The following is a 25,826-nucleotide window of genomic DNA, read 5'->3' on the forward strand; positions in this document are numbered from 1 at the left end:
ATGTCGTCTGATGGTATACCATAATCCTGAATGACTCGCTAAACCAAGGAAATGTAATGCCCGCTGAAATTCGTAAGACGCTGCTACATGTCGAAAACACGCTAATTGAAGGCGGCAAGGTTGCTCAAAAGCCTCTCAAGATGATTGCCGCAGTCGCCGTGATCCAAAACCCATGGGCTGGCCGAGGGTTTGTCGATGACCTGCGCCCCGAGATCCATGACTGCGCGCCCGGTCTTGGCGAGTTGCTTACAGAAATGGTGCTGGACGCCGCTGGTGGCGGTGACAAGGTGGAAGGATACGGCAAATCCGCGATTGTCGGTATGGATGGCGAGGTTGAACATGCTTCTGCTCTGATCCACACTCTGCGGTTTGGTAATCACTTCCGCGAAGCTGTTGGCGCTAAGTCGTATTTGGCTTTCACCAACACGCGTGGCCCAGCGAATGCGCCTTTGCAAATTCCATTGATGGACAAAAACGACGGTGGTCGGCGCAGCCATTACCTGACCATTCAGCTATCTGTCGCAGATGCGCCAGCTGCTGGCGAAATCGTTGTCGCGTTAGGAGCCTCAATTGGAGGGCGCCCGCATCATCGCATCGGTGACAGGTATCAGGACTTAAAGGAACTTGGCCATGACGTTGACAACCCTGCAGCTGTCTGAGCCCTACGGTAAGCTGGCGTTTCGCGAAGCTGGGTCTGGGAGGGCGGTTGTTCTGATCCATGGTGTCGGCATGCAGTCCGCTGCGTGGATGCCACAGATTGAAGCGCTGTCCAGAACACATCGCGTAATCGCTTTCGACATGCCGGGCCATGGCGGATCTGCACCGCTTCGATGTGATGCACAGCTTCCTGACTTTGTTGGCTGGCTGCAGGCGGCGCTTGGTGCTCTCGGTCTGGAACGGGTCAGCCTTGCCGGACACTCCATGGGTGCGCTGATCGCGTTGGGGTTTGCGGCGACCCACCAAGCGAAGTTGGATCGTGTGGCTCTGCTGAACGCGGTGTATTGCCGTTCACCAGAAGCCCGTACTGCGGTGGAGAAACGCGCAATTCAAATCCGTGATGGTGTGCTTGATCTAGAAACACCGCTGGCACGGTGGTTTGGTGACACACCAGTCGAACTGAACGCCCGTGCGCAAGTGTCAGGTTGGCTTTCTGAGGTGAACCCCCATGGCTATGGGACAGCCTATGATGCCTTCGCACGCGGCGACACGACCTACGCTGACCAAATTGGCAGTATCACCTGTCCACTGCTGGCTCTGACTGGAGGTGGTGACCAGAATTCGACGCCAGCGATGACAAGAGCCATCGCCAAAGCCGCGCCGCTTGGACGCGCGTTGGTGATAGAGGGCCACCGACACATGGTTAACCTGACGGCACAAGATGAGGTGAACATGGCACTGCAAAGCTGGCTGGAAACGGGACAGGAGAAAGACGCATGACTGAGTTAGATCCTCGTGCGCTGCGCGATGCTTTTGGCGCCTTCATGACTGGTGTGACCGTTGTGACTGCCCATGATACTGATGGGAACCCCATCGGGTTTACAGCCAATTCATTTTCTTCGGTCTCGCTTGACCCACCGTTGGTGTCAATCTGCCTTGCCAAGAGTTCGAGCAACTATGACGCCCTCGCAAACGCTTCTGGCTTTGCTGTCAACGTCTTGTCGGAAAGCCAAAAACACGTTTCCAACACCTTTGCCCGCCCGGTTGAAGACCGTTTTGCTGCGGTGTCTTGGCAAAGCGGGCCGCATGGGTCGCCGGTGTTTGATGAAGGTTCGGCTTGGTTTGATTGCTCGATGTTCAAGACCGTAGAGGCCGGAGACCATCTAATCCTGATCGGCAAGGTTGAAGCCTTTGAGAACAGCACAAGGCCCGGCCTTGGTTACGCGCGCGGCGCCTATGTGACCTCCGCGATGGAAGCCGAAGCGCTAAACAACAATGCAAATCTTTTGCTGTCGGTGTTGATCGAACATCAAGGAAAAGTGCTCTTGGTTGACGATGGTCATGGCCAACTTTCGCTACCCGAAACGCGGGTTGGCAAAGAAGGGGTCTCGACCGTATTGCAGCGGCTCATCGCATCAAAAGGGGCCGAAGCCGAGGCCGGGTTTATCTACTCGGTGTACGAAGATGAGGCCCGCGCGACGCAACATATCTCTTTTCTTTGTCAGGCTAGCAGTGACACCGCATCATGCGGCACCTTTGTCGAACTCTCGGCAGGTGCTCTCATGAAAATATCAGATCCGGCCATCCGCATCATGCTTGAGCGGTTTGCCAACGAAAGCCGGATGGGAAATTTTGGAGTATTTTTTGGCAACCAGATCAGCGGCAAAGTTCGCCCGATGACTTCAGGGAGTTAAGGCATGAAGTTTTCTCTTTTTGCTCATATGGAGCGTATTTCCTCTGATGAGGATCAGAAGCAGCTTTACGATGAATTCGTTGAGCTGTGCAAAATCGCTGACAAGGGCGGAATGCATGCGGTCTGGACTGGTGAACATCACGGGATGAACTTCACCATCTCGCCGAACCCAATGTTAAACCTTGTTGATATCGCACGCCAAACGACGAACGTGCGTTTGGGCACGGGGACCGTCATCGCGCCATTCTGGCACCCGATCCGTTTGGCAGGTGAAGCCGCCATGACCGACATCATAACAGACGGTCGGCTCGACCTCGGCATCGCGCGCGGCGCGTATTCGTACGAATACGAACGGCTGATGCCCGGAATGGATGCTTGGGAAGCCGGGCAGCGGATGCGTGAGTTGATTCCCGCGGTCAAAGCCTTGTGGAAGGGCGATTATGCCCATGAAGGTGAGTTTCATCGCTTCCCCAAAACCACATCATCGCCCAAGCCCATCCAGGCAGAAGGACCGCCGATTTGGATCGCGGCGCGCGATCCTAACAGCCACGAGTTTGCAGTGCAGCAAGGCTGCAACGTGCAAGTCACGCCTCTGTGGAATGGAGAGCCGGAGATCGCGGATCTGATGAAGAAATTCAACGATGCTTGCTCGAAATTTCCTGAACAGCCACGTCCCAAGATTATGTTGCTTTTGCATACTTATGTCGCGGACAGTGATGAGGATAGCAAAGAGGCAGCCGTGGAACTCAACCGTTTCTATTGCTACTTCGGCGCTTGGTTTATGAACAAGCGCGATGTCGATCAGGGCCTGATCGCTCCGTTGACTGAAGCAGAGATCGAAGCCCACCCCTTTTATACGCCTGAGGCGATGGAGCGTGATTTGGTGATCGGCACACCCGAAAAAGTGATCGAGCGCCTGAGGGTATATGAGGCTTTGGGATATGATGAGTACGCGTTCTGGATCGACAGCTCAATGTCGTTTGAACGCAAGAAGGCTTCGCTGGAAAGATTCATCAAAGACGTGATGCCAGCCTTTGCGTAAGGTCAAGAGAGGGAAAAGTGTAGTGCAGAGCTTTCAGCAGTATATTGATGGCGAGTTCCTCGAGGGCAGCAGCCAGTTTGACAGTCCAGACCCGGCAACGGGTGCGCCTTGGGCGAAAATGCCAGCGGCTTCGGCTGCTGACGTTTCTTGTGCTGTAGAGGCCGCAGAACGCGCATTTTTGTCCCCCGATTGGGCCTTGATGACCGCGACAGCACGCGGGAAACTTTTGATGCGTCTCGCAGATTTGATCGCAGAGAACGCCGCCCATTTGGCCGAGTTGGAAACCCGTGACACCGGCAAGATCATTCGCGAAACCAGCACGCAGATCGCCTATGTCGCGGAATACTACCGCTATTATGCAGGATTGGCTGATAAAATCGAAGGTGCCCATCTGCCTATCGACAAGCCCGACATGGAAGTCTGGCTCCGTCGCGAGCCCATCGGGGTTGTTGCGGCACTTGTTCCGTGGAATTCGCAGCTTTTTCTGTCTGCAGTCAAAATCGGGCCAGCTCTCGCAGCGGGCTGTACAGTGGTTTTGAAAGCCAGCGAAGAGGGCCCGGCGCCCATGTTGGAGTTTGCGCGCATCTTTGATCAGGTTGGGTTTCCGAAGGGTGTGCTGAACATTGTTACCGGCGGCCCCGAGGTTGGCGTCACGCTGACCAGCCACCCAAAAGTTGCCCATGTGGCTTTCACTGGTGGCCCCGAAACCGCACGGCATGTCGTGCGAAACTCAGCGGAAAACTTAGCCTCGACTTCGCTCGAACTAGGCGGCAAATCTCCTTTCATCGTTTTTGAGGATGCTGACTTGGAAAGCGCGGCGAACGCGCAGGTGTCAGGGGTGTTTGCAGCGACCGGACAAAGCTGCGTTTCCGGCTCGCGACTTGTCGTGCACACGGCGATCAAGGATGCGTTTCTTACGCGTCTCAAAGAAAAGGCGGAAGCCATCGTGATTGGTGCGCCAGACGATATGGCCACTGAAATTGGACCACTCTGCACCTTGCGCCAGCGTGACAATGCGCTGAAGCTCATCGAGCAATCTGTCAAACAAGGTGCCAAACTCGTGACTGGGGGAGAGGCTCTGGATCGCGACGGGTTCTACTTCCCTCCGACTATTTTGGATTGTGACGACGCCCCGGAAGCCGTCAGCCTGAACCAGGAATTCTTCGGGCCCGTTCTGTCAGTTGTCAGCTTTCAGACCGAAGCCGAAGCCATTGAGATCGCCAATAGCACGGAATTTGGGTTGGCATCCGGGTTGTTTACACAAAACTTAACCAGAGCGCACCGCATGATCCGCGCAATCCGTGCCGGCATCGTGTGGGTGAACACCTATCGCGCCGTCAGTCCGATAGCGCCTTTTGGTGGCCACGGATTGTCCGGTCACGGGCGCGAAGGCGGCATCGAAGCCGCATTGGACTATACCAAGGTGAAAACCGTTTGGTTGCGAACCAGCGACGCGCCAATTCCCGACCCATTTGTGATGCGATAACAGGAGCCGCCCAAAGCGTGCGACTTAAGGCGTGCCGGGTCAGCATTGGCCGCGAACCTACGCGGTTTTGGAAGGGCAGTTCAGGCCCTTCACTTACCGTCAAACGAGCCCTTGCCGGCACTCAGGCGCTATTCAGCATTTGTGACCCTGGGCTTAATTCCGACATTGGCTAAAATCTAGCGAATGGCTCTTCGATTAACCTCGAAACCAAGTCCAAACGCAAAACAGGCGCCCGGAAGGACGCCTGTTTTTAACTTTTCAAGCCGTGAATTAGCAGCTGTAGTACAGGCCAAATTCAACCGGGTGGGGGGTGTGCTCGAACAGCTCAACCTCTTCCATCTTCAGCTCGATATAGCCTTCGATCTGGTCTTTGGTGAACACGTCGCCCTGCAGCAGGAAGTCGTGGTCATCGGCCAGGCATTCCAGCGCTTCGCGCAAGGAGCCACAGACGGTCGGGATGCCGGCCAGCTCTTCTGCAGGCAGGTCATAGAGGTTTTTGTCCATGGCTTCGCCCGGATCGATCTTGTTCTTGATACCGTCAAGACCAGCCATCAGCAGAGCCGCAAAGCACAGGTAGGGGTTTGCGCTTGGGTCAGGGAAACGCGCTTCGACGCGTTTTGCTTTCGGGCTTTCGGTCCACGGAATACGAACACAACCCGAACGGTTACGTGCAGAATAGGCACGCAGAACAGGTGCTTCAAAGCCCGGGATCAGACGCTTGTAAGAGTTGGTCGACGGGTTTGTGAAGGCGTTCAGAGTTTTCGCGTGCTTCAGAACACCACCGATGAAGTAGAGCGCTTCGTCGGACAGGTCCGCGTATTTGTCGCCGGCAAACAGCGGTTTGCCGTCTTTCCAGATCGACATGTTCACGTGCATGCCGGTGCCGTTGTCGCCATAGATCGGCTTGGGCATGAAGGTTGCAGATTTGCCATATGCGTCTGCCACATTGTGGATGACGTATTTGTACTTCTGCAGCTCGTCAGCTTGTTTGGTCAGGCTGTCAAAGATCAGGCCCAGCTCGTGCTGACAGGAGGCAACCTCGTGGTGGTGCTTGTCCACTTTCATGCCGATGCGCTTCATGGTCGACAGCATCTCAGAACGCAGATCCTGGGATTCATCAACCGGGTTCACCGGGAAGTAGCCACCTTTGACGCCGGGACGGTGGCCTTTGTTGCCAACTTCATACTCGGTGTCGGTGTTCCAGGACGCGTCGGTTGCGTCAACTTCATAGGACACTTTGTTGATCGAGTTCTGGTAACGAACGTCGTCAAACAGGAAAAACTCAGCTTCCGGACCCATGTAAGCTGCGTCGCCCAGACCCGAGGATTTAAGGTAGGCTTCGGCTTTTTGGGCGGTGCCGCGCGGGTCACGCTCGTAAGCTTCGCCGGTGTCGGGCTCAACGATGGAGCAGTGAATGCAGATGGTTTTTTCTGCATAAAACGGATCCACATAGGCGGACTCGGTGTCCGGGATCAGTTTCATGTCAGAGGCTTCGATCGATTTCCAGCCAGCGATCGAAGAACCGTCGAACATAAAGCCTTCTTCAAGGAAGTCTTCGTCAACCATATCCACGTCTACGGTGACGTGCTGAAGCTTGCCGCGAACGTCCGTAAAACGGATATCCACATAGGCCGCTTCTTCCTCCTTGATCAGCTTCAGAACTGCTTCTGCGCTCATTCCCTAGTTCCTTCCAATAGTGTGATTTGGATGTGATTACAGCGCGTCCGAACCGGTTTCGCCGGTGCGGATACGAATGGCTTGTTCAACCGAGCTGACAAAGATTTTGCCATCTCCGATCTTGTCCGTTTTTGCAGCATCAACGATCGCGTCAATGGCTGCGTCGACTTGGTCGTCATCCAAAACGACCTCGACTTTAACCTTGGGCAGGAAGTCCACCACGTATTCGGCGCCGCGGTAGAGTTCTGTATGGCCCTTTTGACGGCCGAACCCTTTGACTTCAATCACCGAAAGCCCCTGTACACCCACGTCCTGAAGAGCCTCTTTGACCTCATCCAGTTTGAAGGGTTTGATAATGGCTTCGATTTTTTTCATGGGTTGGCGCTCCTCTCAACCTTGTCGATTTCTGACAGATCATTTCTAAATGGTAGCTACAATGGATTGGAGGCCGGATATTTGAAATCCGTCCTTTTTCGCCGGCTTAAGTGATTAAAAAACGGTCGGCGAGGTTAAAAAATAGGCAAAATGAAAACTAAGGCGATCTGAAATGACTGAATTGCTGACCGCAGCCCAGATGCGAGCGATTGAAAAAGCGGCAATTGACAGCGGTGAAGTCACCGGACTTGAGCTGATGGAGCGGGCAGGCCGGGGGGTGGTCGACGCGATTTATGAGGAATGGCAGGAGTTGTCGCCTGTTGAGAGCTCTAAGCGGGGGCCAGCCCCCACACCCCCGAAGTATTTGGGAAAAGATGAAAGCAAACCTCGGCGGGCGGTGGTGTTATGTGGGCCCGGCAATAACGGCGGCGATGGGTTTGTGGTGGCGCGGCTCTTGCATCTGGATGGATGGGTCGTGGAGGTGTTTCTCTATGGTGATGCCGAGAAATTGCCGCCAGATGCGCGGGTGAATTATGAGCGGTGGTGTGAATTGGGCACGGTTCCAGACTTGCAACTGTATAGGCAAAGAAAACATTGGGGCTGTGATCTACTCATCGACGCGCTGTTCGGCACAGGTTTAAAACGTGCTTCGCCGGAGCTAGGAGAGCTGTTCTGGAATATGGAGGACATGGTAGATAGCTTCCCAGTTGAACCAGGGCACGAAATTGGACGTCCGGCTATTGTGTCCGTAGACATGCCCAGTGGGGTATGTTCGGACAGCGGTCGTGTTTTTCGCCATGACGAAAGTGATTATTGGGCCTCGGCGGCGAGTGCACATTTGACAGTGACGTTTCACGACAGAAAACTGGGGCATGCTTTGGGCGAGGGCCCGGGTCACCGAGGTAAACTTGTGGTCAAGAGCATAGGTTTGCCGCCCACGACTGAAGTTGGATCCGTCAGCCGTCAGGCATTGACAGATCAGTTCGGTGAGGTCGATCGGATTGTTTGCCGATCTGCAAGTTTGCATACATATGATCTTCGCAAGGAAGACCAAGCCCATAAATTTTCACACGGTCACGCGCTGATCCTTTCTGGTCCCTCTGGAAAAACAGGTGCGGCGCGATTGGCGGCGCGCGGCGCGTTGCGGATCGGTGCAGGGCTTGTGACATTGGGCGTGCCGCCGTCGGCACAGATAGAGGTCGCGTGTCAGATCACCGCGCTGATGCTGACCCAGGTTCAAGGCGCCGAAGGGCTGGCGACCGTTCTGGACGATCCCCGTATCAATGCGCTGTGCCTGGGGCCGGGGCTGGGTCGGGATCGCGCGCGGGACCTGGTGCCAGTGGCACTGCGTGATCCCAAACGTGCGGTTGTGCTGGACGCAGATGCGTTGTCGGCTTTTGCGGATCAGCCCGAAGCCTTGTTTGCGATGCTGCACGATAAATGTGTTCTGACCCCGCATGGGGGCGAGTTCGCGCGTCTGTTCCCAGATTTGGCGCAACAGCTGGAAATTCCAGCGGAGAAAGGTCCGGCCTATTCCAAGGTCGATGCCACACGCGCAGCGGCAGCGCGGGCAGGCTGTATGGTTCTGTTCAAAGGTCCGGACACAGTGATTGCCGCACCGGATGGTCGCTGCTCGGTCCATGCGGCAGTGCGAGACCGCGCGGCACCCTGGTTGGCGACTGCTGGATCGGGAGATGTTCTGGCGGGGTTTATCACCGGACTACTGGCGCGTGGCTTCGCCCCGCTTCACGCCGCAGAAACCGCCGCCTGGCTGCATGTGGAATGCGCGCGGACCTTTGGTCCCGGATTGATTGCAGAGGACCTGCCGGAGCAGCTGCCAGAGGTGTTCAGAGCTCTGGAAAGCTGACTGACCGAAGGCGTGCGGCGCTAACCTTTCGGACGCTTTGCCGGAGCGGGGAAGGGCGGTAGCAATAGAGCATGGCTTTTTGTTTTCTCTCCCCCGGCGCCTTTACTGGCGGATCAATGGCTGTTCACCAGGCTGCGCTGGCTGTGCGACGGCTGGGTGTCGATGCCTCTGTTCTGTATGTGCATGGCCATATGTCAGGACAGAAGGCGCACGGGTTCGAGCGTATCGGAGACAGGATCGTTCTGCGTCGCCCGCCGCCGAAACTGTGGAAGGTCTGGCGCTGGTCCGCCAACGAGAGAGTTGTCGATCCCCGCCTCAAATCGCTTGGCGTTCCGGCGGCGGAAGCGATGGATTTAAACACCCATTTTGTCTTGCCTGAGGTCTGGCCGGACTTGGGCGCGGACCTCCTGCGGCTTGGCTGCGCGAATGTTTACTTGTGGTGGCTCAGCGTTGACAATTTTCCCCTGTCCTCGTTGAACCAGCTGGCCCAGCAAAATTTGATCCGCCGCTGTCACAATCTCTGCCAATCTGAATATGCCGCTGATTTTGCCCGTCAGAACGGCGCGACACAGATCTCTATGCTGTCGGATTTCATCGATTTTCAGGAAGTTGAAGTGCCGATCCCAACACGCGAACGCATTGTCGACATTTGCTACCTCCCGAACAAGGCCATTGGTTCGGAAGTGACGATGAAAAGGCTGGCCCAGGATTTTCGCGTTGTGCCTCTGCAAAACATGACCCGTGCCGAGATTGTCGACGTTCTCTCCAACTGCAAGATCTTCTTGGATTGCGGGTTTCATCCGGGCAAAGACCGGGTCCCGCGCGAAGCTGCGCTGTGTGGCTGTCTTCCGGTTGTGCGTCGCGAGGGGGCCGCCCGATTTGCCAAAGACGTGCCTTTACCGGATCCTCTGTTTGTGCCAACCGAGACATTTTTTAACCCCGACCACCTGCGACTTAAATTGGAAGGTATCCTGTCTGATCCCGGCCGGTTTGATGCGGATCTGAATCGATACCGCGCAGGGATTGCGCGAGAGCGCGACGTTTTTGAGGCTGAGGTGAAAGCGCTGGCCGCGCGGTCCGCGCCGCCGGCAGTCGCGCCCCGATTGGCATCCTGACCTTGGGACATCTTGGGAAATAAATCTGCCAGACCACTCATTTTTCGCTCGCATCCCACGAAGCGCTTTGCTACAGACCGCCGGTACAGTCTGTGTCACAGATCAGGCTGACGTGCGGGTGTGGCGGAATTGGTAGACGCACCAGATTTAGGTTCTGGCGCCGCAAGGTGTGGGAGTTCGAGTCTCCCCACCCGCACCATTTTGAAAACAAAAGGTAAATGCAGAGTTTTTTCGGCATACTTCGCCTGTTTCAAAATTTTCCCAGTTTCTTGTTCTGTTCCTGCGCAATTGAGCAGATTTTGGTCGGCGCTTTGGCGCGCCTCGATGGTGACGTTTCTTGACCATTTGGGCGCTATAGGGCCTGCAAACGCGTGAACCGCGCTGCTAGGTGCACCGCATCCGCAAAGCGCTTGGTTGGCATTTTGGCGGCAACCCTACAGCGTAAGTGTTTGGTCACGCGAGTGATTTTTAGAGAGTTTCGAAACACAGGTCGTCGTTGGGTTATCTCGGGGGGGCGTGTTTTGTTTCACAACATCCGGCGCTTAAGATCATTTGGAAATCCCCTGCCAGCCATTTGATATCGTCCACAGTCAAAACGATGGAGCACCGTGTTGCAATGCGAAAATTCTCGATTAACTCCAACACATTGGCTCATTTCGCTCAGAAAATCAGAGAGAACTTTAATTGAGAGATAGGTCCAAAAACTATTGAATGTTGACAAGCTGTTGGTTCGAGCTCGCTTCAGGAATATTTTTTTCCGTCCGCTTGGTGGCGTTTAAGTCGCAATTGAATGTCGGGTCTGGTCCGCGTTTCGCGCCGCTGATTGTGCTCTCGTCGCAGACAAAATTGTGGAAGTTCTGGCGCTAGAATTCAGAAAGTTTGCACTGGGAAATTGTTCAGGCCAAACCCAAAGTGATCTTCTGACCTAGGCGATGAACAACACATAAATAATATAGCCCCAGAAGGCCAAGCCCAAAAGGACGGCCGGAAATACCCACCAACCCCTTGGTGTTTTTGCCATGTCTTCCTCTCCCGTGATGCCACGGTGAGAGTGCGCGCGCTCTTTAATATCATGTTCATCGACAATAGATGCTTCGGATCTAGCTGTCGGCTGATGAAACGGTGCTGCACTCGGTTGCGGCATTTCTCTCTCCTTACATCGATTATAAACTTAAAAGTCAAAAAAGAGGGTTAACGGAAAGTTTCTTTTACCTCCCATTCGGGAGGCGGAAACAGAGTGGGGTGCAAGGGTGACTGTTCTGGCCAATGTGCAGCTTTAAGGCGAATCCCATGCGTAATGTTGTATTTTATATAGTTTGTTTTCGTGAATATTAAAGGTTAATTTGTACAATGCTGAACATCTTCACGAAATCGTTCATAGAGAGAAACATATTTCGAGAAATTGAGACCAGAAATAGGCCGTAACATTAAGGATTTATTTGTTTTTTTCAGTCCGGGCAATCACGAATGGCCGTGGCTGCTCTAAGGCAAATATGTGACTGTTTCCCAATTGGGTTTAAAGTGATCTTTAGTTTTTCTTTGTCCACAATGAGATACGTCTCGGGGGACGAATTCTGCCGAATTATTTATAAATCAACACATACGTAGGAAAAACGAGTATCAACATAGGACGCTGGAATATTACATATCGTTGTCGCTATTTTATCCTGGGTTGATCATGATGGAACACTTGTCGCCAGATTCTAAGTCAAGCGTTGCTCTCACCAGTATGCAGACCGCACTGCTTTATGAGAGCAACGGATCTGAACGCTTGCGGGTGAACCTGGAACAAATGCTGTTGCGGTTTGACGCCGGGTTTGCATCACAAGACAAGATTACAGCAGCGTGGGACGCGGTGGTGCAGCGCCATGACGTTTTGCGCACGGTCATCCATTGGCGGTCGGCGACCACACCGGTGCAACGTGTTTTGCCCAGCGTCGCTGTTACGGTGGCGCATCAGAATTGGGACGATCTGTCCGACGCTGTCATCGATGATGCGCTGGATCATATTTTGGACCAGGACCGGGATCGGGGGTTTGATCTGCAATCCGCGCCAGGCTGGCGGTTGTCCTCCTTTACGTTTGGTTCTGGCGCAGGTGCGATTTTACTGTCTGCCCATCACGCATTGCTGGATGGCCGCAGCATGGCGCGCATCCTGGCAGAGTTTCTGCACCATCTTGAGACGGGTCGTTTACCGAACCACAGCGGAGCAGCGACCTTTTGTGATGTCGTCGCTCAGATCACCGCTGAAACCAAATCCGAGACGTCCGAAGCGGAGGCATTTTTCACCAGCTACCTGGCCGAGTTCGAGAATTGTGGCGCGCTGACCTTGCAATCTGATGCGGGTTCAGATGCAGAGCCCGTCCACCGCGTCCACAGCCAAACCGCAACCCTGTCCGCGCAGACAACAGATGATCTGCGTGCGGTTGCGCGACAGTGTAACGCCACGCTTGCCAATTTGGTTCAGGCCGCCTGGGGGCTGGTCCTGGCCCGCTGGGAGGGGCGGGACAACATTTGTATCGGGTCCGTACGCTCGGGGCGGTTTGCCGTCGCCAACAGTCAGGACACCGTTGGCTGTCTGATCAATACACTCCCCCTGCGGATGTCGTTTTCCCTGGACAAAACGCTTGGCACGCTGGCGCAGGCTTTGCGGACGGACACCTGCCGGATGCACAGCTTTGAACAGACTTCAGCCAACGACATCAGACGTGCGGCCCGTTTGGCGGGACATGAAACCTTGTTTGACACGGCGGTGATGTTTGAACGCGGTTCCCTGCAATCCCTGGTCTTTGATCAATACCGTGGCGCGCTGCGCCCGACGATCACGCTGTTGGAGGAGGGCGGGCTTCCCTTGGCGCTGGCGGCCTATGATGGGGATGCGCTGCGTTTGGTCCTGGAAAGCGATGAGGGTCATGTCGCCCCGGAAACCGCCGCCCATTTGTACCGCCACCTCTGTCAGATCCTGCGGTCAATGGCCAAAGCTTCGGCCAAAACGCGCCTCAGCCAGCTGGACATGTTCCAAGAGGATGAGCGTGCAGCGCTTTATGCGCTCAGCCGACCTGAACAAAAGATACCCGATGCACCGCGGGATGTAATGGCACGGTTTACGCAGAGGGTTGCCGCCCAACCTGACGCGCCTGCGATCACGGATCTGTCGGATAATCGAAACGGCTCGCTGAGCTATCAGCAGCTGGATCACAAGGCAAATGGCCTGGCGCAATCTCTGCAAGACCACGGCGTGCGCGCAGGCGACACAGTTGCCATCGCGCTCGCGCGGTCGCCGGATTTTGTATGGGCCATGCTGGCAGTGCTAAAGCTGAATGCAGCCTTTGTGCCGGTGGATCCGAGCTACCCCAAGGCCCATCAGGATCACATGATCACCGACAGCCAGGCGCGTGTGGTGATCGCCAACCCCGGTTATGCCGTGCCAAACGGGACCGTTCTGCGCGTTGACCCCGTGGCTCCGATGCGTGCCGCCTGTCCGGTTGCTGCCCCGCAAAACCTGAACACGACCTGCGCCTATGTGATTTACACGTCCGGCTCGACAGGTGTTCCCAAGGGGGTGGCCATAAGCCGCCAAAGTTTTGCCGCCCATGCCGAGGCGCTGGTGCCCGCGCTTGAACTGACGTCACAGGACCGGGTGCTTCAGTTTGCAAGCCTGTCCTTTGATGTGGCGCTGGAAGAAGTGTTTCCGACTTTGCTGTCCGGCGCGCATCTGATCTTGCGCGACGATGCTATGGCGCAGTCGCCAATTGCGTTTCAAAAAACCTTGGTGGATCAGAAGATTACGGTTGCCAACGTGCCAACAGCCTTTTGGGCCGTGATCACGGATTATCTGGCCCGCTGCTTGGACAAGGGGCAGGGCGGGCTGGTCTCTCCCACCCTCAGGCTGATGATCGTGGGCGGTGAGCAGGTGCGCCCGAATGTCCTGCAAAAATGGCTCAAGGTGGCGCCAAACGTGCGCTGGCTCAATGGCTATGGCCCGACCGAGGCCACGATCACCAGCACCCTGTTTGAGGTCAAGGCCGGAAACTGGGACGGTGATGTCCCAATTGGCCGTGCCACCGCCCATGCGCGTGTCTTTGTGCTGGCCCCGGACGGCAGCCTTGCGCCGATGGGAGCGCCCGGACAGCTGGTGCTTGGCGGGCAGGCGGTTGCGATGGGATATGTCGACCGTCCTGAACAGACGGATGAGGTCTTTCGCAGCGATCTGCTGGTGGATGAGGACGCCACGGCGCTGCGTGTCTACCTCAGCGGTGACAACGCGCGCTGGGGCACGGATGGCCAGTTGCGGTTTCTGGGGCGGACCGACCGACAGGTCAAACTGCGCGGCTTCCGAATTGATTTGCGCCATGTGGAGCGGGTTCTGGAACGTCTCCTGCCGGGGGATGAGGTGCTGGTTGGCGTGCTCAACCGCAACACCCCCGCTGCGCGGCTGGTGGCCTGGATCAAATCCGCACGTGAGTTTGACGCCGACGCGGTGAAACATGCGGTTCAAGAGGCCTTGCCCAAACATATGCAGCCGGACCTTGTCCAGATCGCGGCTTTCCCGACCACAGCGGGTGGTAAAGTCGACCTAAAGGCTTTGCCGCATCCCTCGGCTGAGGTCGTGGAAAAAAGCACCTTTGAAGAGCCAAGAACCGAGGGGGAGCGTCAGGTTCAGACGGCGATGGCTGCGGTTCTGGGCTGTGAACGCCTGTCAGTCACGGATGATTTCTATGATCTTGGTGGTCATTCCCTGATCGCGGTGGAATTGCTGGGGCGCATCGAACGGGACACAGGGATTCAGCTTGGGGTCGTCGACCTGAAACAAAACCCGACCTGTCGCGGCCTTGCACGGATCCTGGAAACCGGCAGCAGCGCGCCCAAACACATCATCCCGATCCAGCCCAAAGGCAATCGCCCGCCGCTGTTTGGCATCCACATTCTGGGTGCGCGTGAAGGTTACTTTGAACCTTTGGCAGAGTATCTGGGGGACGACCAGCCAATCATGGGGGTCTCGGTCGGGTCGTTGGATGAAAACACGCCAACGGGGATTGAGTTTACGGCGCGCCGCTATTGCGCTGATCTGATGGAATATTACCCCGAGGGGCCGATCAACCTGATGGCGGTGTCGCTCGGGGCTTATATGGCTTTTGAAATGGCACACCAACTGCGCGCGGCGGGGCGCGAGGTTGGGCTGTTGGCGCTGTTTGATGCAACCGGTCCTGGCGGGCGGGATGAATATCAGGGCATCCGGCGTGTTTGGGCCCATATGCAGCGCGTGCGCTACCTGGGCTGGGCCTATCCGGCGCAAGTCATCCGCAACCGGATTCACAATATTCGCAACCATTTTGCACGCAAACAGATCCAGGACGCCGATGCCAACGGGACTGGCGGCGCTCCGATGACGGTGTTTGAATTCATCGCCTCAAACGAGCTAGCGGTGCAGGCCTACACGCCCAAACCGCTGGATGTGCCAATCACCATCTTCCGCGCCGAAAGCCATTTCTTTGACACGCCCGCCAGCAAGGCCTCGGGCCTTGGCTGGGAGCCTGTGGCACGGGCTGGTGTCACCGTATTGGATGCGCCGGGCGGGCATCTGTCGATGTTGGAAAACCCAAATGCCGCAACCTTGGCCGTGCATTTTTCGGAAATTCTGGAAGCTCAGCAGCGCGATCAGCTTGAACGGACCCGCCGGCACCTGTTCCAAGGCAGCCAGCGTGTGGCCAAGGGGCGAAAAGCCTCGACCTGAGGTTGATCACAACAACCTTGGCATCGCGCCGGTCGGGTTCGAACGCTGAACGTTAGAATGTCGACCCTTCAAACCCTGCGCGTCAGGCCATGTGCATTAGACAGGGGCGAACTCAGGCGTTTTCATCCATGCGGGCACAGTTTCGCTGATGGCTTCATTGCGCGCAACGGGTGCGTCAAAGTCAAAACCGCGCAACAGGCGGAACAACATCCGCCGCCGCAATACCAGTTCCTGAAGATCCAAAGCGGCCTCAATCGTGGTCTGTGTCAAACCATCCAGCCCGCGACGCGTGGCAATCTGCATGTCCCATCTCCCCAGATGTTTGTTCCAAGGTTCAGTTTAGGGAGACAAAATGGCAAAAATCGGGAAACCGCTGGCCGCCTTCATGAATGGTTAAATCATTATTAATCCGGTCAGGATGCAAAAATGCCCGGAATTCTCCGCCAACACCTGATGATTTCGGCAATGCCTCTTGCGCAGGGGCGCGCAGCCCAATAGAAGGCCACAAATTGTCTGAGGGCTGCGTCTGCGCGCATGCCCCGAATCTCTTATGGGGAGCACGATGCAGGTCACCGAGACACTGAACGAAGGTTTGAAACGCGGCTATGCCATCACCATTCCAGCATCCGAGCTGGAAGCAAAGGTGAATGAAAAGCTGGTTGAAGCGCAGCCCGAAATCGAAATGAAGGGTTTCCGCAAAGGTAAAGTGCCGATGGCGCTGCTGAAAAAGCAGTTCGGTCAGCGCCTGATGGGCGAAGCGATGCAGGAAACCATCGATGGCGCCATGAACGCGCATTTCGAAGAAAGTGGCGACCGTCCGGCGCTGCAGCCTGACGTCAAAATGACCAATGAAGATTGGAAAGAAGGCGACGACGTCAACGTCGAGATGACCTATGAAGCGCTGCCGGCAATCCCGGACGTGGACTTCTCGGGTGTTGAGCTGGAGAAATTGGTTGTCAAAGCCGATGAGGCTGGCATCACCGAAGCGCTGGAAAACCTGGCGTCCACCGCACAGGACTTTGAAGCCCGTGACGAAGCCGCAGTTGCCGAAGATGGCGACCAGGTTGTCATCGACTTCTTGGGTAAAGTAGACGGCGAAGCCTTTGAAGGCGGCGCAGGCGACGACTACCCGCTGGTTCTGGGGTCGAACTCGTTCATTCCGGGCTTTGAAGAGCAGCTGGTCGGCACCAAAGCCGGTGAAGAAAAAGACGTAAACGTCACCTTCCCAGCGGAATACGGTGCAGAGCACCTGGCGGGCAAAGACGCGGTCTTTACCTGCACCGTCAAGGAAGTCAAAGCGCCGAAAGCGGCTGAGATTGACGATGAGCTGGCGAAAAAATTCGGTGCCGAAGATCTGGACGCGCTGAAGGGTCAGATCTCTGAGCGTCTGGAAGCAGAATACGCAGGTGCCTCGCGCGCTGTGATGAAGCGTGGCCTCTTGGACGCGCTGGACGGTCTGGTCTCCTTTGACCTGCCGCCGAGCCTGGTCGACGCGGAAGCCAAGCAAATCGCACATCAGCTGTGGCACGAAGAAAACCCGGACGTGCAGGGCCACGACCACCCGGAGATCGAAGCGACCGAAGAGCACAACACTCTGGCCGAGCGCCGCGTGCGCCTGGGTCTGCTGCTGGCCGAGCTGGGCCAGAAGGCAGAGGTTGAAGTGTCTGACGCTGAGATGACCCAAGCGATCATGGCGCAAGCGCGTCAGTATCCGGGCCAAGAGCGCCAGTTCTTTGAATTCATTCAGCAGAACCCGCAGATGCAGCAACAGCTGCGCGCGCCGCTGTTTGAAGACAAAGTGGTGGATCACATCGTTGAGCAGGCCAAAGTCTCGGAAAAAGAAGTGTCCAAAGACGAGCTGCAAAAAGCGGTTGAGGCGTTGGACGAAGAGTAATCTTTGCCCAAATCTGATAGAAAAGGCCGTCCGGTTTGGGCGGCCTTTTTTGTGGGCTATGGGGGCGCAATCAACGAGGGGCTCCCGCCAAGCGTGCGATCCCCAAGGGGATCTGCGCTTGTTGGGCGTGGCAGCGCGCCAGAGCGCGCTGCGGGCGCGCACGCGGCCATTGGCGCGCGCCACATCAGATGTGTGGATGGAGCGTGTGCCACAGGTCCGGTTTGATCTGGCTGCGGGCGAGGGGGCCGTAGCGGTTTTGATCTGAACATCCCAACTTTGGGAACAGGTGCAAGACTTCGCGCTGTGCGGCGGGAGCAAGGGCGGCTAATGCGATGTCGCCGGGATAGAAGCTCTCACTCAGGCAGGATTCGGACCAGATCAATTCGTGCTGATCAAAGAGCAGGTGGTAGTATGTTACAGTGCCGCCCGTCTGCCGTGTGATGTCACGACCATTGACCAAATGGACCGCGGGCAACAATGCTTGATCCTCGCCGAAACAGAGGGAAACATCTGCACCCTGTACCAGCATGCGATGCTGTGGAGAGACCGCTAATCTGCGTTTGTTGCCGATGGCGTTGGGGGCAAAAACCACAGGTGCCAAGGGGCCGACGGCGGGAACGGAGGTCGCGCCGATCCATCGAATAGGCTGGGCACCGTGATCGGCAGTTATGACCTGATCCCCGATCCGCAAAGCCTCGATCGGAACGTCGCCGTTTACGGCTCGGATCAGGGTGCCCGAGACAAAACAGGTCACAAGATCCCAAGGATTACGCGTGGTTGTGAGCCCGTCGTATGAATTGGACTCCAGCCCATCGAGCGAAATCGACTTGATAATACCAGCTTCCAAAGCTGTCTGGTCGTCATTTTCCGGAAACTCGGGCATGAGGTAGGCATTGCCATCCGTATCCTGAGCAATAACGGCGGTGATGGAGGCCGTTGTGCCATCCATGTAGGTCAGCGTGGCGTAATAGGTGGCGGTGGCATCGAAGGTCTGCGGCGGTCCACCGTTGATGGTAAACTGGTCCGTGTCTGTAAAGCTGTTGGTGTTATAATAGGGGCCTGGTTGGCCGTAGGCAGACCAGGTTGCCGCACTGTCCACCAGGGGATTGTTCGCATCACCGAATTCAAGCCCAACAAGCGCGCTTGCGTTTTCTGAGACGATGTTTCCCTCAGTTGTGTCGATATCCGCGACATTTCCCAGATAGAGGACTGTGTACGTACTCGGCAAAATCTTAGTTCCCAAAGGAGTGCAAGGAGCGCTCCGTCGAAATTGTGGCTTTTAAATAAATGCACGCAAAAGGTTTGGAAAAGGTAAGCAGGAGCCGGTATTCGTCAATCGCCCGCAGACGTTTAGGCGGTGTTTTTTGGAAGAAAGTTCTATTTTGACCGTAATGTCAGAGATTGGTTACTCTAAACAACGGGATGGATTGCAGGCCATATTCTGGGCGGAATCTCACTGCGAGCAAGTGGACCGTAGGCGTGGCGGTTTATTGTCGGTAATGCCAATTCGGGAAATAGCTGGAAAATTTCCTGTCGGGCTTTCAGTGGCAATGCTGAAAGACCAAGGTCCCCGGGATAGAAACTCTCACTTAAAGCGCCTTCGGCCCAAATCACCTCATGCGCGTCAAACATCAGGTGCACATAGGTGATCTGCCCGCCGGGCTCCTGCCGGATCGTGTCGCCGTTGACCATGTGGCAGGCGGGGATCAGCGCCTGGGGGTCGCCGTGGCACAGTTCAAGCGCGCCGCCCTGGACCAGCATCCGGTGCTGTGGTGAGACGCGCAAGGTGCGGCGATTGCCCACTGTGCCGGGGGCAAAGGTGATGGGGGCCAGGGCACCTTGGGCCGCAACAGTGGACGTCCCAATCCAGCGGATGGGCTGCAGCCCATGGTCCAGGGTCATCACCCGGTCGCCAATTTGCAGATGTTCGATGGCCACATCGCCTCCTTCGGCGCGGATGCGGGAGCCTTCCGCAAAGCAGGTCACCATTTCCATGTCCACACGGTTCGCAACCAAGCCGACATAGTTATTGCCGACCACAGAATCCAAGGAAATGGATTGGATCATATCCGCTTCCAGCGCGGCCTGATCTTCGTTGTCACTGAATTCTGGCGTCAGATAGGTTTCACCGTTTACATCCTGCGCCACCACAGCCGTGATATTGGCAGTGCTGCCATCCATATAGGTGATCGTAGCATTATAGACGGCCACACCATCAAAGGTTTGCGCTGCTCCGCCATCGATTGAAAACTGATCGGAGTCGCGCCAGTTATTCATATCAAATGTGTTGTCCGCGCCACCCAGCTGGCTCCATGTCGCAGTGCTGCCTGCCAAAGGGGCATCAGAGTCGCCAAATTCCAGCCCAACGAGATCACTGGCGCTTTCGGCGACCCAATTGCCTTCACTGGAATCGATATCGGGTAAGTTGCCGAGATAGATGACTTGAAACGAAGTGGGCATTGGTCGCTTTCTGCAACTGCGAGGAGAATCGTTAACCTAAGTCTGTGCCCAATTGGTTCGCAAAAAATTACCGGTAGTGTCACGGATTTGTGAGTTTTGGTTGAATTCGAGAGTCGTAAGATTCTGTTTCTAAGCGATATTCCCTCCCTTTTTTCGGTAAAGTCTATTTTATGGAGAGGGCATGGGAAATTTGCGCTGACTTTCAGTGACTTGTAGAAACAAATTCTGAATTTACTATTTTTCTGCGTTGCGGCAGAAGGCTGCCCGGCTACGGTCTGAGGCCGGTTTCCTGTAGTAAGCCGCGACGTTTCGCCTCATAGTAGTATCCGCGGGAGTAGTGCTTGACCGCCGTGTCTTCGCTGCCGTCAGACAAGAGCCACGCGCCGCGCAGGTATTTGACTGCGAATTCCAGGTTTGTGTCCGCGTCCAGCAGATCCTTTGGCTGCCCCCTGAACCCCATGGATCGTGCGGTGGCAGGCAGGATCTGCAACAGCCCATAGTAAGGCCGGTTGATGGCCCAGGGACGGTGCGTGCTTTCGCGTATGGCCAAACGGTGCACCAGGCTGCGGGGCACATCATAGTGGTCGGACCAATAGTTGATTTTCTGGCGCAACTCAGGTGTTTCATTGGGGAACAAAGGTGGATCGTAAACCGGCGCGGCATCCGGTTCCGAGGCGCTGCAGGCGGCCACAAAAAGCGTCGTGCAAAGTGAGATTATAATCCTGCGGCGGTTCATTGCGTTTCCTTGTTTTACCCGGTCGAACGGAGGCGAGTGTGACAGGTCTTGGGCGCTCGCCAAGGTCAGAAAACCCGACTGGCAAAACCCCGCTTGTCCTTGGTGGAAAACCGCGAATTTTACAAACTAAGAATTTGTTAAGGGCAGAGATTTTGGGCATTTTGAACGTGAAGTCAGAGGCGCTTCCCCCCAAAGGCAAGGTCATGCTTAGAGCCTCTTGTGTGACCAAAGTTAGGGAGAGTCAGACCTGTTTCCCTTGGTTGTCTGGCTCTCTCTGACCAAAGGGGCCGAAGAAGTTGCCTGGTCATCGTTTTGCCACCAAGCCTTGCGCCCAAACAACGCGGATCTACAAGCCAGAAACAGGCCCACGCGTGGGCGTGGGCCCGTACCCGTGCCGTTGTGGCACGGGCTTCAAGGACGGTGGGGTCCGCCGTGAAGATCTCAAAACAAGCGTGGTCACACAGCATACATCAAAGCAGAGCGACCGCACGCTTGAACCGGTTGTATTAGGTGGCGCCTGTGGTTGTATTGCAACCGAGATTTGCGCCAGATAAAGCTCCCTTGGCCAACGGGGACTGGTTAAAGCATGCTCAGAATACGCGGCAAAGGCTGAATAGGCCTTTGCGCAAAAGCGTTAAAGCCATTCGCCAAAGGCGGGGTCGCTATGCTTTTTATCGCTGCTTTATGCAAAAGATGGCGTGCCACAAAAAAAGGCCACCCAAAACGGGCGGCCTTCTTAAAAAGATTTGACGTCGAACCTTAGTTCTCGGTCTCTTCCGCAGGTGCTTCGTCTGCAACCGGTGCGTCGTCATCATCAGATGCGGCGCTGCCGATGTCGTCGAACAGCTCTTGGATTTCGAATTCCGCAGCGGCTTCCTCTTCGGCGGCCAGCTCTTGGATCGATTTACCAGAAGCTTGCAGTTCGGCTTCTTCTTGCGAACGTGCAACGTTCATCTTGATCTCAACAGAGACTTCCGGGTGCAGGTTCACAGCAACAGCGTGCAGGCCCAGCTCTTTGATCGGGTGGATCAGAGCAACCTGTTTCTTGTCAACGGTGAAACCCGCTTCGGTTGCGGCTTCGGCTGCGTCACGCGGGGTAACGGAGCCATAAAGCGCGCCTGCGTCGGAAGCAGAGCGAATCACGATGAACTGCTGACCATCCAGCTTCTCACCCAGCGCTTCTGCTTCTTTCTTGGTCTCCAGGTTGCGCGCTTCCAGCTGCGCTTTCTGGGTCTCAAACGCGGCCAGGTTTGCTTCAGAAGCAGTTTTGGCTTTGCCTTGTGGCAGAAGATAGTTGCGTGCGAAGCCCGGCTTGACGTCTACGATTTCGCCCATTTGGCCCAGTTTGGCCACACGTTCCATAAGGATAACTTGCATATCAGTATCTCCTTATTTCACAGCGTAAGGCAGCAGGGCCAGGAAGCGGGCACGTTTGATAGCACGGGCCAGCTCACGCTGTTTCTTTGCGGAAACGGCGGTGATGCGGGACGGTACGATCTTGCCACGCTCAGAGATGTAGCGCTGCAGAAGACGGGTGTCTTTATAGTCGATTTTCGGCGCGTTGTCGCCCGAGAATGGGCATACTTTGCGACGGCGGAAAAACGGTTTGGCTGCCATGGTTTAGCGTCCTTTTCTCAAGCTAAGATCAGCGGCGCTCGCGACGGTTGTCGCGTTCGTCACGTTTCTGCATTTGAACGGAGGGGCCTTCGGCGTGCTCGTCGACCTTGATAGTCAGAACGCGCATCACGTCATCATGCAGGCGCATCAGGCGTTCCATTTCCTGAACCGCAGCAGAAGGTGCGTCGGTTTTCAGAAAGGCATAGTGGCCTTTGCGGTTTTTGTTGATCTTATAGGCCATGGTCTTCACGCCCCAGTACTCCTGCTCAACCAGCTTACCGCCGTTGTCGGACAGAACAGCACCGAAGTGTTCAATAAGGCCTTCAGCTTGCGAGTTGGACAGGTCCTGACGCGCAATCATTACATGCTCATAAAGGGGCATGCGAACTCCTGTTTCTTTCAAGGCGCATTTCAAAGGCGGGGCGAAAGACCTTCCGCGACCCCACCACGAGAGTCTGCGCGGATCGATAAATACTGCGGAAGGAGTGCTCCATATACAGGGTTTTGTGTAATGCGCAAGGGCGAAGAAAATGGACCGTCATTCGAAGGCTGAGATCTTCACGGTGTCTTCCAGAAGGGGCCGCAATTGAGCCGTATTCTCACTGGAAAACTCTATTAACCAAAACTTAATGTCAAATCGGCGCAGGAGGTCACGCCAGGCAGAAGCTTGGCGGCGGTGGCTCTGCGGCAGGAGGAAGCGGATGACAATGGTTCACACCTCGTTGGCGACAGCTGAAACGGCACACGGAACGGGTGAAACTGTACAACGCAATAACGTTGATGTTCAGAGAGCGAATAGCGGAGATGCGGGAAGCCAAAGGGATCTGCGCCGCATGACCCGATTGCAGCAGGGACAACGGGTGTTACATGCCGTATCCCTTGGGTTGTGCGGTATCGCGGGTGGTGCCTTGGCGTTTGGGATCACGGCCCATCCTGACTTCCTTATGTCCAGTGGGCTCATCTGTATTGGAATGCTCAGCATCGGGTGCCTGTTGTTTTGGGGAGCAGAGACCTGGTTTCAATCTGAATTGGTCATTGATCCCCACAGGCAGGAAATCCGCATTTTGCGACGACATCCAAGTGGCCGACAAGACATTGTCATGAAACGTGGCTTTGGTTCACTTTCTGGGGTCGCCATCGGCACGCGGGATCTAACCGTTATGGATCGAAACGGCCAAAGGGTTGCGCATTATGTTGTGCCCGACCAGAAAATGCTGGCTGAGCTGAGATGTACGTTGGGGCAGCATTTGCAGGTTTTGCCCTGATTATTGGCAACCGGACCCCATCTGCGGCCCATGAGCCGCAACGTTTTGCATGAATCCACAAGAACCGCCAGTTTCTGTGCTCTAGAACACAGAAACTGTTAAATAAACACGACTTTATTACTGTGCGGATTCTGGCATCTTTTCCGCACAATATGAATTTTATGGAGACACCCAAATGAAACGCACTTTGATCGCCGCTGCGCTGCTGGCTGCCACCACAGGAACCGCGGCCGTTGCCGCGCCAGAAAAATACGTCCTGGACCCCGGCCACAGCAACGTGATCTTCAATTTTGACCACCTTGGTTTTTCCGAGATCTACGGCATGTTCTCCGGCTTTGACGGCGAGATCATGTTTGACCAGGAAAACCCAGCGGCTTCTTCTGTGACCGTTGCTTTCCCAGTTAAAACCATGCTGACCGGCTGGGAAAAGCGTTTTGAACACTTCATGTCGGCTGATTTCTTCGATGCCACCGATGATGAGATGGTCACCTTTGCCTCGACAGGTATCGAAGTGACCGGCGAGACAACAGCCAAGATCACAGGCGACCTGACCCTGAACGGTGTTACCAAATCCGTTGTGCTGGATGCCAAGCTGAACGCGGCCACCGATGAGCACCCGCTGAACAAAAAGCCATGGGCGGGTTTCTCGGCCACCACCACTCTGACACGGACTGACTACAACCTGGGCCAGTTTGTGCCGTTTGTTCCTGACGAAATTCCGGTCCAGATCTCCATCGAAGCAGGCAAAGCAGAATAAACCTGCTTAAACTGCAAAAAACGAACCGCCGACCCAGAAATGGATCGGCGGTTTTTTCGTGCCCTGACTTGCTCAGCTGGCAGGGTTGCGCTGCGCTGTGAGGTCGACGTTGATATCAACCGTAAAGCCAACCGTGCTTTCATCCTGTTGCGCACGTCCCACGTCGTAATCCAGACGTTGCAGGCTGGATGCGCCGATCATTGTGGCGGTGTCGCCTTCAATCTCCAGCGCAAAGGGCAAAACAAAAGGCTGCGTCTTGTCGCGGATCGTCAAGGTCCCGCGCGCTTCATAGCCTTCAGCCAGTTTTTCGATATCTGCTGTAAACACCGCCTGCGGGAAGGCTTCGGCGTGGAAGTAATCCAGTCCCAGGGCCTGAGTGGTGACAGAACCGAGGGTAAGCGAGGGGATATCGATAGTCACAGTAACAGATCCTGCGGGCCCAGGGGTGGCGGGATCTTCAAACTGGATGTCTGCCTGCCAGGACGCAAAGCTGCCGTTGACAATGCTGCCACCTTGCAGGACGTCAATGCCCAAGGTGCCAGATACCACATTCCAACCCGATGTGCTGGGCGCAGATACGGCAGCGGTGGAATGATCCGCTTCATGGCTGTGCTCATGCGCATGGTCGTGCCCGTGGTCATGATGATCATGTCCTGCAAAGACACCGATGCTTGCGCCAACGGCGAGGACAGCAACCAAGGCCGCAGCGGCCAGCCCCAGGGGTTTTGCATCATGGCTTTGTTCGGGCGGCATAGGCACGGTGCCACTGCGGGGCAGCATCCGGCGCAAGGTCGCGTCGCGGTCGATCACATGGTGTTTCAGCGCCCCCGCCACATGCAGGCCGACGGTGCCAAACAAGGTCCAGACAAACAGCCAATGCACCCCGGCGGCAACTTCCGCCACGGTCTCGGATTTGGGCACAAACGGCAGACCCTGACCAAAGGGCCACCAGATGGGCGCATAGCCGACTTCGGCAGCGTGCATAATCCAGCCTGACAGGGGCACCAGAACCATCATCGCATAAAGCAGCCAATGCACCGCCTCAGCCACCAGTGCCTCGGGTTTATTGTCTGGGTGCAACAGACCCGGTTTGGGCTGGGTCAGCATCCACAGAATTCGGGCGATTGCCGTAAAAAATGCGGCCACGCCCAGGGTTTTGTGAAGCGAGAACAAAAGCGTTGCACGCGCAATCAAAGCGGCGTCGCCATCAAAATCGGCCGATCCGATCTGATGGGCCAGATCATTGGCAAAATAGCCCACTGGAAAGGCGGTAAAGATGAACAAAACTGTCGCCCAGTGAAAGCTTTTGGCGAGGCTTCCATAGTTGGAGAAAGTATTATGAAGTGACACGGGTTTGGGTCCTTTGTGAGCTGGCCAAAACTGGCTTGTGTTGCAGCGGTCTTATCCAAAGATTCCCGGTGCAGGCAGTAATGTGTATTACATAAATCTGC

At 55.7% G+C, this 25,826-nt stretch carries 22 protein-coding genes and 1 tRNA gene; 12 read left to right on the forward strand and 11 right to left on the reverse strand.

What is annotated here, in order from left to right; translation table 11 throughout:
* Positions 1-56 precede the first annotated feature (56 nt).
* Genes GFB49_RS00325 through GFB49_RS00345 form a run of 5 tightly spaced genes read left to right on the forward strand, consistent with a single transcriptional unit; the run spans position 57 to position 4,878 of the window.
* Positions 57-659 carry an amino acid synthesis family protein gene (locus tag GFB49_RS00325; protein ID WP_153213821.1) on the forward strand — a complete coding sequence of 201 codons (603 nt, stop codon included), beginning with the start codon at positions 57-59 and terminating at the stop codon, positions 657-659.
* Positions 631-1,437, forward strand: coding sequence for an alpha/beta fold hydrolase (locus GFB49_RS00330; RefSeq protein ID WP_153213822.1), 807 nt, complete (start codon positions 631-633; stop codon positions 1,435-1,437). The genes GFB49_RS00325 and GFB49_RS00330 overlap by 29 nt, the downstream gene beginning before the upstream one ends.
* Before the next feature lie 44 nt (positions 1,438-1,481).
* Positions 1,482-2,351, forward strand: a complete 870-nt coding sequence (locus GFB49_RS00335) for a flavin reductase family protein (RefSeq protein ID WP_246149589.1) — start codon at positions 1,482-1,484, stop codon at positions 2,349-2,351.
* A gap of 3 nt (positions 2,352-2,354) precedes the next feature.
* Complete coding sequence (locus tag GFB49_RS00340; protein WP_153213824.1) at positions 2,355-3,392, forward strand: LLM class flavin-dependent oxidoreductase; 1,038 nt, start codon at positions 2,355-2,357, stop codon at positions 3,390-3,392.
* A gap of 22 nt (positions 3,393-3,414) precedes the next feature.
* Positions 3,415-4,878 (forward strand): aldehyde dehydrogenase, encoded by a 1,464-nt coding sequence (locus tag GFB49_RS00345; protein WP_343032422.1) that lies wholly within the window; start codon positions 3,415-3,417, stop codon positions 4,876-4,878.
* Between the two features lie 270 nt (positions 4,879-5,148).
* Here the strand turns inward: GFB49_RS00345 and glnA are convergent, their stop codons facing one another.
* Complete coding sequence (glnA, locus tag GFB49_RS00350) at positions 5,149-6,555, reverse strand: type I glutamate--ammonia ligase (protein WP_153213826.1); 1,407 nt, start codon at positions 6,553-6,555, stop codon at positions 5,149-5,151.
* Positions 6,556-6,591: 36 nt separating this feature from the next.
* Positions 6,592-6,930: a P-II family nitrogen regulator gene (locus tag GFB49_RS00355; protein ID WP_153213827.1), complete on the reverse strand. Its 339-nt coding sequence runs from the start codon at positions 6,928-6,930 to the stop codon at positions 6,592-6,594.
* 172 nt (positions 6,931-7,102) lie between these two features.
* Between GFB49_RS00355 and GFB49_RS00360 the strand changes: the two genes are divergently transcribed.
* The 3 genes from GFB49_RS00360 (at position 7,103) to GFB49_RS00370 (ending at position 10,111) form a co-directional block, all read left to right on the forward strand.
* A complete protein-coding gene (locus GFB49_RS00360) occupies positions 7,103-8,797 on the forward strand; it encodes an NAD(P)H-hydrate dehydratase (RefSeq protein ID WP_153213828.1) in 1,695 nt (564 codons plus the stop codon).
* A gap of 116 nt (positions 8,798-8,913) precedes the next feature.
* The gene (locus tag GFB49_RS00365) at positions 8,914-9,912 is read left to right on the forward strand and encodes a hypothetical protein (RefSeq protein WP_153213829.1); all 999 of its coding nucleotides are present in this window, start codon (positions 8,914-8,916) and stop codon (positions 9,910-9,912) included.
* Between the two features lie 114 nt (positions 9,913-10,026).
* A tRNA-Leu gene (locus GFB49_RS00370) sits at positions 10,027-10,111 on the forward strand.
* Positions 10,112-10,837: 726 nt separating this feature from the next.
* Here the strand turns inward: GFB49_RS00370 and GFB49_RS00375 are convergent.
* Positions 10,838-11,056 (reverse strand): hypothetical protein, encoded by a 219-nt coding sequence (locus GFB49_RS00375; protein WP_153213830.1) that lies wholly within the window; start codon positions 11,054-11,056, stop codon positions 10,838-10,840.
* A 537-nt stretch (positions 11,057-11,593) separates the two neighbouring features.
* Here GFB49_RS00375 and GFB49_RS00380 point away from each other — a divergent pair.
* Positions 11,594-15,646: a non-ribosomal peptide synthetase gene (locus tag GFB49_RS00380; RefSeq protein WP_281347136.1), complete on the forward strand. Its 4,053-nt coding sequence runs from the start codon at positions 11,594-11,596 to the stop codon at positions 15,644-15,646.
* 96 nt (positions 15,647-15,742) lie between these two features.
* On the opposite strand, the gene GFB49_RS00385 is transcribed toward GFB49_RS00380, so the two are convergent.
* Positions 15,743-15,949 (reverse strand): peptidyl-tRNA hydrolase, encoded by a 207-nt coding sequence (locus GFB49_RS00385; RefSeq protein WP_153213832.1) that lies wholly within the window; start codon positions 15,947-15,949, stop codon positions 15,743-15,745.
* A gap of 259 nt (positions 15,950-16,208) precedes the next feature.
* Between GFB49_RS00385 and tig the strand changes: the two genes are divergently transcribed.
* Positions 16,209-17,540 (forward strand): trigger factor, encoded by a 1,332-nt coding sequence (tig, locus tag GFB49_RS00390; protein WP_153213833.1) that lies wholly within the window; start codon positions 16,209-16,211, stop codon positions 17,538-17,540.
* Positions 17,541-17,724: 184 nt separating this feature from the next.
* Here tig and GFB49_RS00395 read toward each other — a convergent pair whose 3' ends face one another.
* From GFB49_RS00395 to rpsF, 6 genes are all read right to left on the reverse strand, one after another.
* Positions 17,725-18,768: a Hint domain-containing protein gene (locus GFB49_RS00395; protein ID WP_153213834.1), complete on the reverse strand. Its 1,044-nt coding sequence runs from the start codon at positions 18,766-18,768 to the stop codon at positions 17,725-17,727.
* A 182-nt stretch (positions 18,769-18,950) separates the two neighbouring features.
* Positions 18,951-20,000, reverse strand: coding sequence for a Hint domain-containing protein (locus GFB49_RS00400; protein ID WP_153213835.1), 1,050 nt, complete (start codon positions 19,998-20,000; stop codon positions 18,951-18,953).
* A gap of 268 nt (positions 20,001-20,268) precedes the next feature.
* Positions 20,269-20,736: a lytic transglycosylase domain-containing protein gene (locus tag GFB49_RS00405; protein ID WP_153213836.1), complete on the reverse strand. Its 468-nt coding sequence runs from the start codon at positions 20,734-20,736 to the stop codon at positions 20,269-20,271.
* A 759-nt stretch (positions 20,737-21,495) separates the two neighbouring features.
* Positions 21,496-22,113 carry a 50S ribosomal protein L9 gene (gene rplI / locus GFB49_RS00410; RefSeq protein ID WP_153213837.1) on the reverse strand — a complete coding sequence of 206 codons (618 nt, stop codon included), beginning with the start codon at positions 22,111-22,113 and terminating at the stop codon, positions 21,496-21,498.
* Positions 22,114-22,125: 12 nt separating this feature from the next.
* Positions 22,126-22,353: a 30S ribosomal protein S18 gene (rpsR, locus tag GFB49_RS00415; protein WP_005982441.1), complete on the reverse strand. Its 228-nt coding sequence runs from the start codon at positions 22,351-22,353 to the stop codon at positions 22,126-22,128.
* A gap of 28 nt (positions 22,354-22,381) precedes the next feature.
* Complete coding sequence (gene rpsF / locus GFB49_RS00420; RefSeq protein WP_153213838.1) at positions 22,382-22,735, reverse strand: 30S ribosomal protein S6; 354 nt, start codon at positions 22,733-22,735, stop codon at positions 22,382-22,384.
* A gap of 451 nt (positions 22,736-23,186) precedes the next feature.
* Between rpsF and GFB49_RS20960 the strand changes: the two genes are divergently transcribed.
* Together GFB49_RS20960 and GFB49_RS00435 are read left to right on the forward strand one after the other, a co-directional pair.
* Positions 23,187-23,618 (forward strand): hypothetical protein, encoded by a 432-nt coding sequence (locus tag GFB49_RS20960; protein ID WP_194269232.1) that lies wholly within the window; start codon positions 23,187-23,189, stop codon positions 23,616-23,618.
* Between the two features lie 175 nt (positions 23,619-23,793).
* On the forward strand, positions 23,794-24,375 hold the full coding sequence (locus tag GFB49_RS00435) for a YceI family protein (protein WP_153213841.1): 582 nt from the start codon (positions 23,794-23,796) through the stop codon (positions 24,373-24,375).
* A 72-nt stretch (positions 24,376-24,447) separates the two neighbouring features.
* Here GFB49_RS00435 and GFB49_RS00440 read toward each other — a convergent pair whose 3' ends face one another.
* Positions 24,448-25,725, reverse strand: coding sequence for a cytochrome b/b6 domain-containing protein (locus GFB49_RS00440; RefSeq protein ID WP_343032423.1), 1,278 nt, complete (start codon positions 25,723-25,725; stop codon positions 24,448-24,450).
* Between the last annotated feature and the right edge of the window lie 101 nt (positions 25,726-25,826).

The organism is Tritonibacter litoralis (genome assembly GCF_009496005.1).
GTDB lineage: Bacteria > Pseudomonadota > Alphaproteobacteria > Rhodobacterales > Rhodobacteraceae > Epibacterium > Epibacterium litoralis.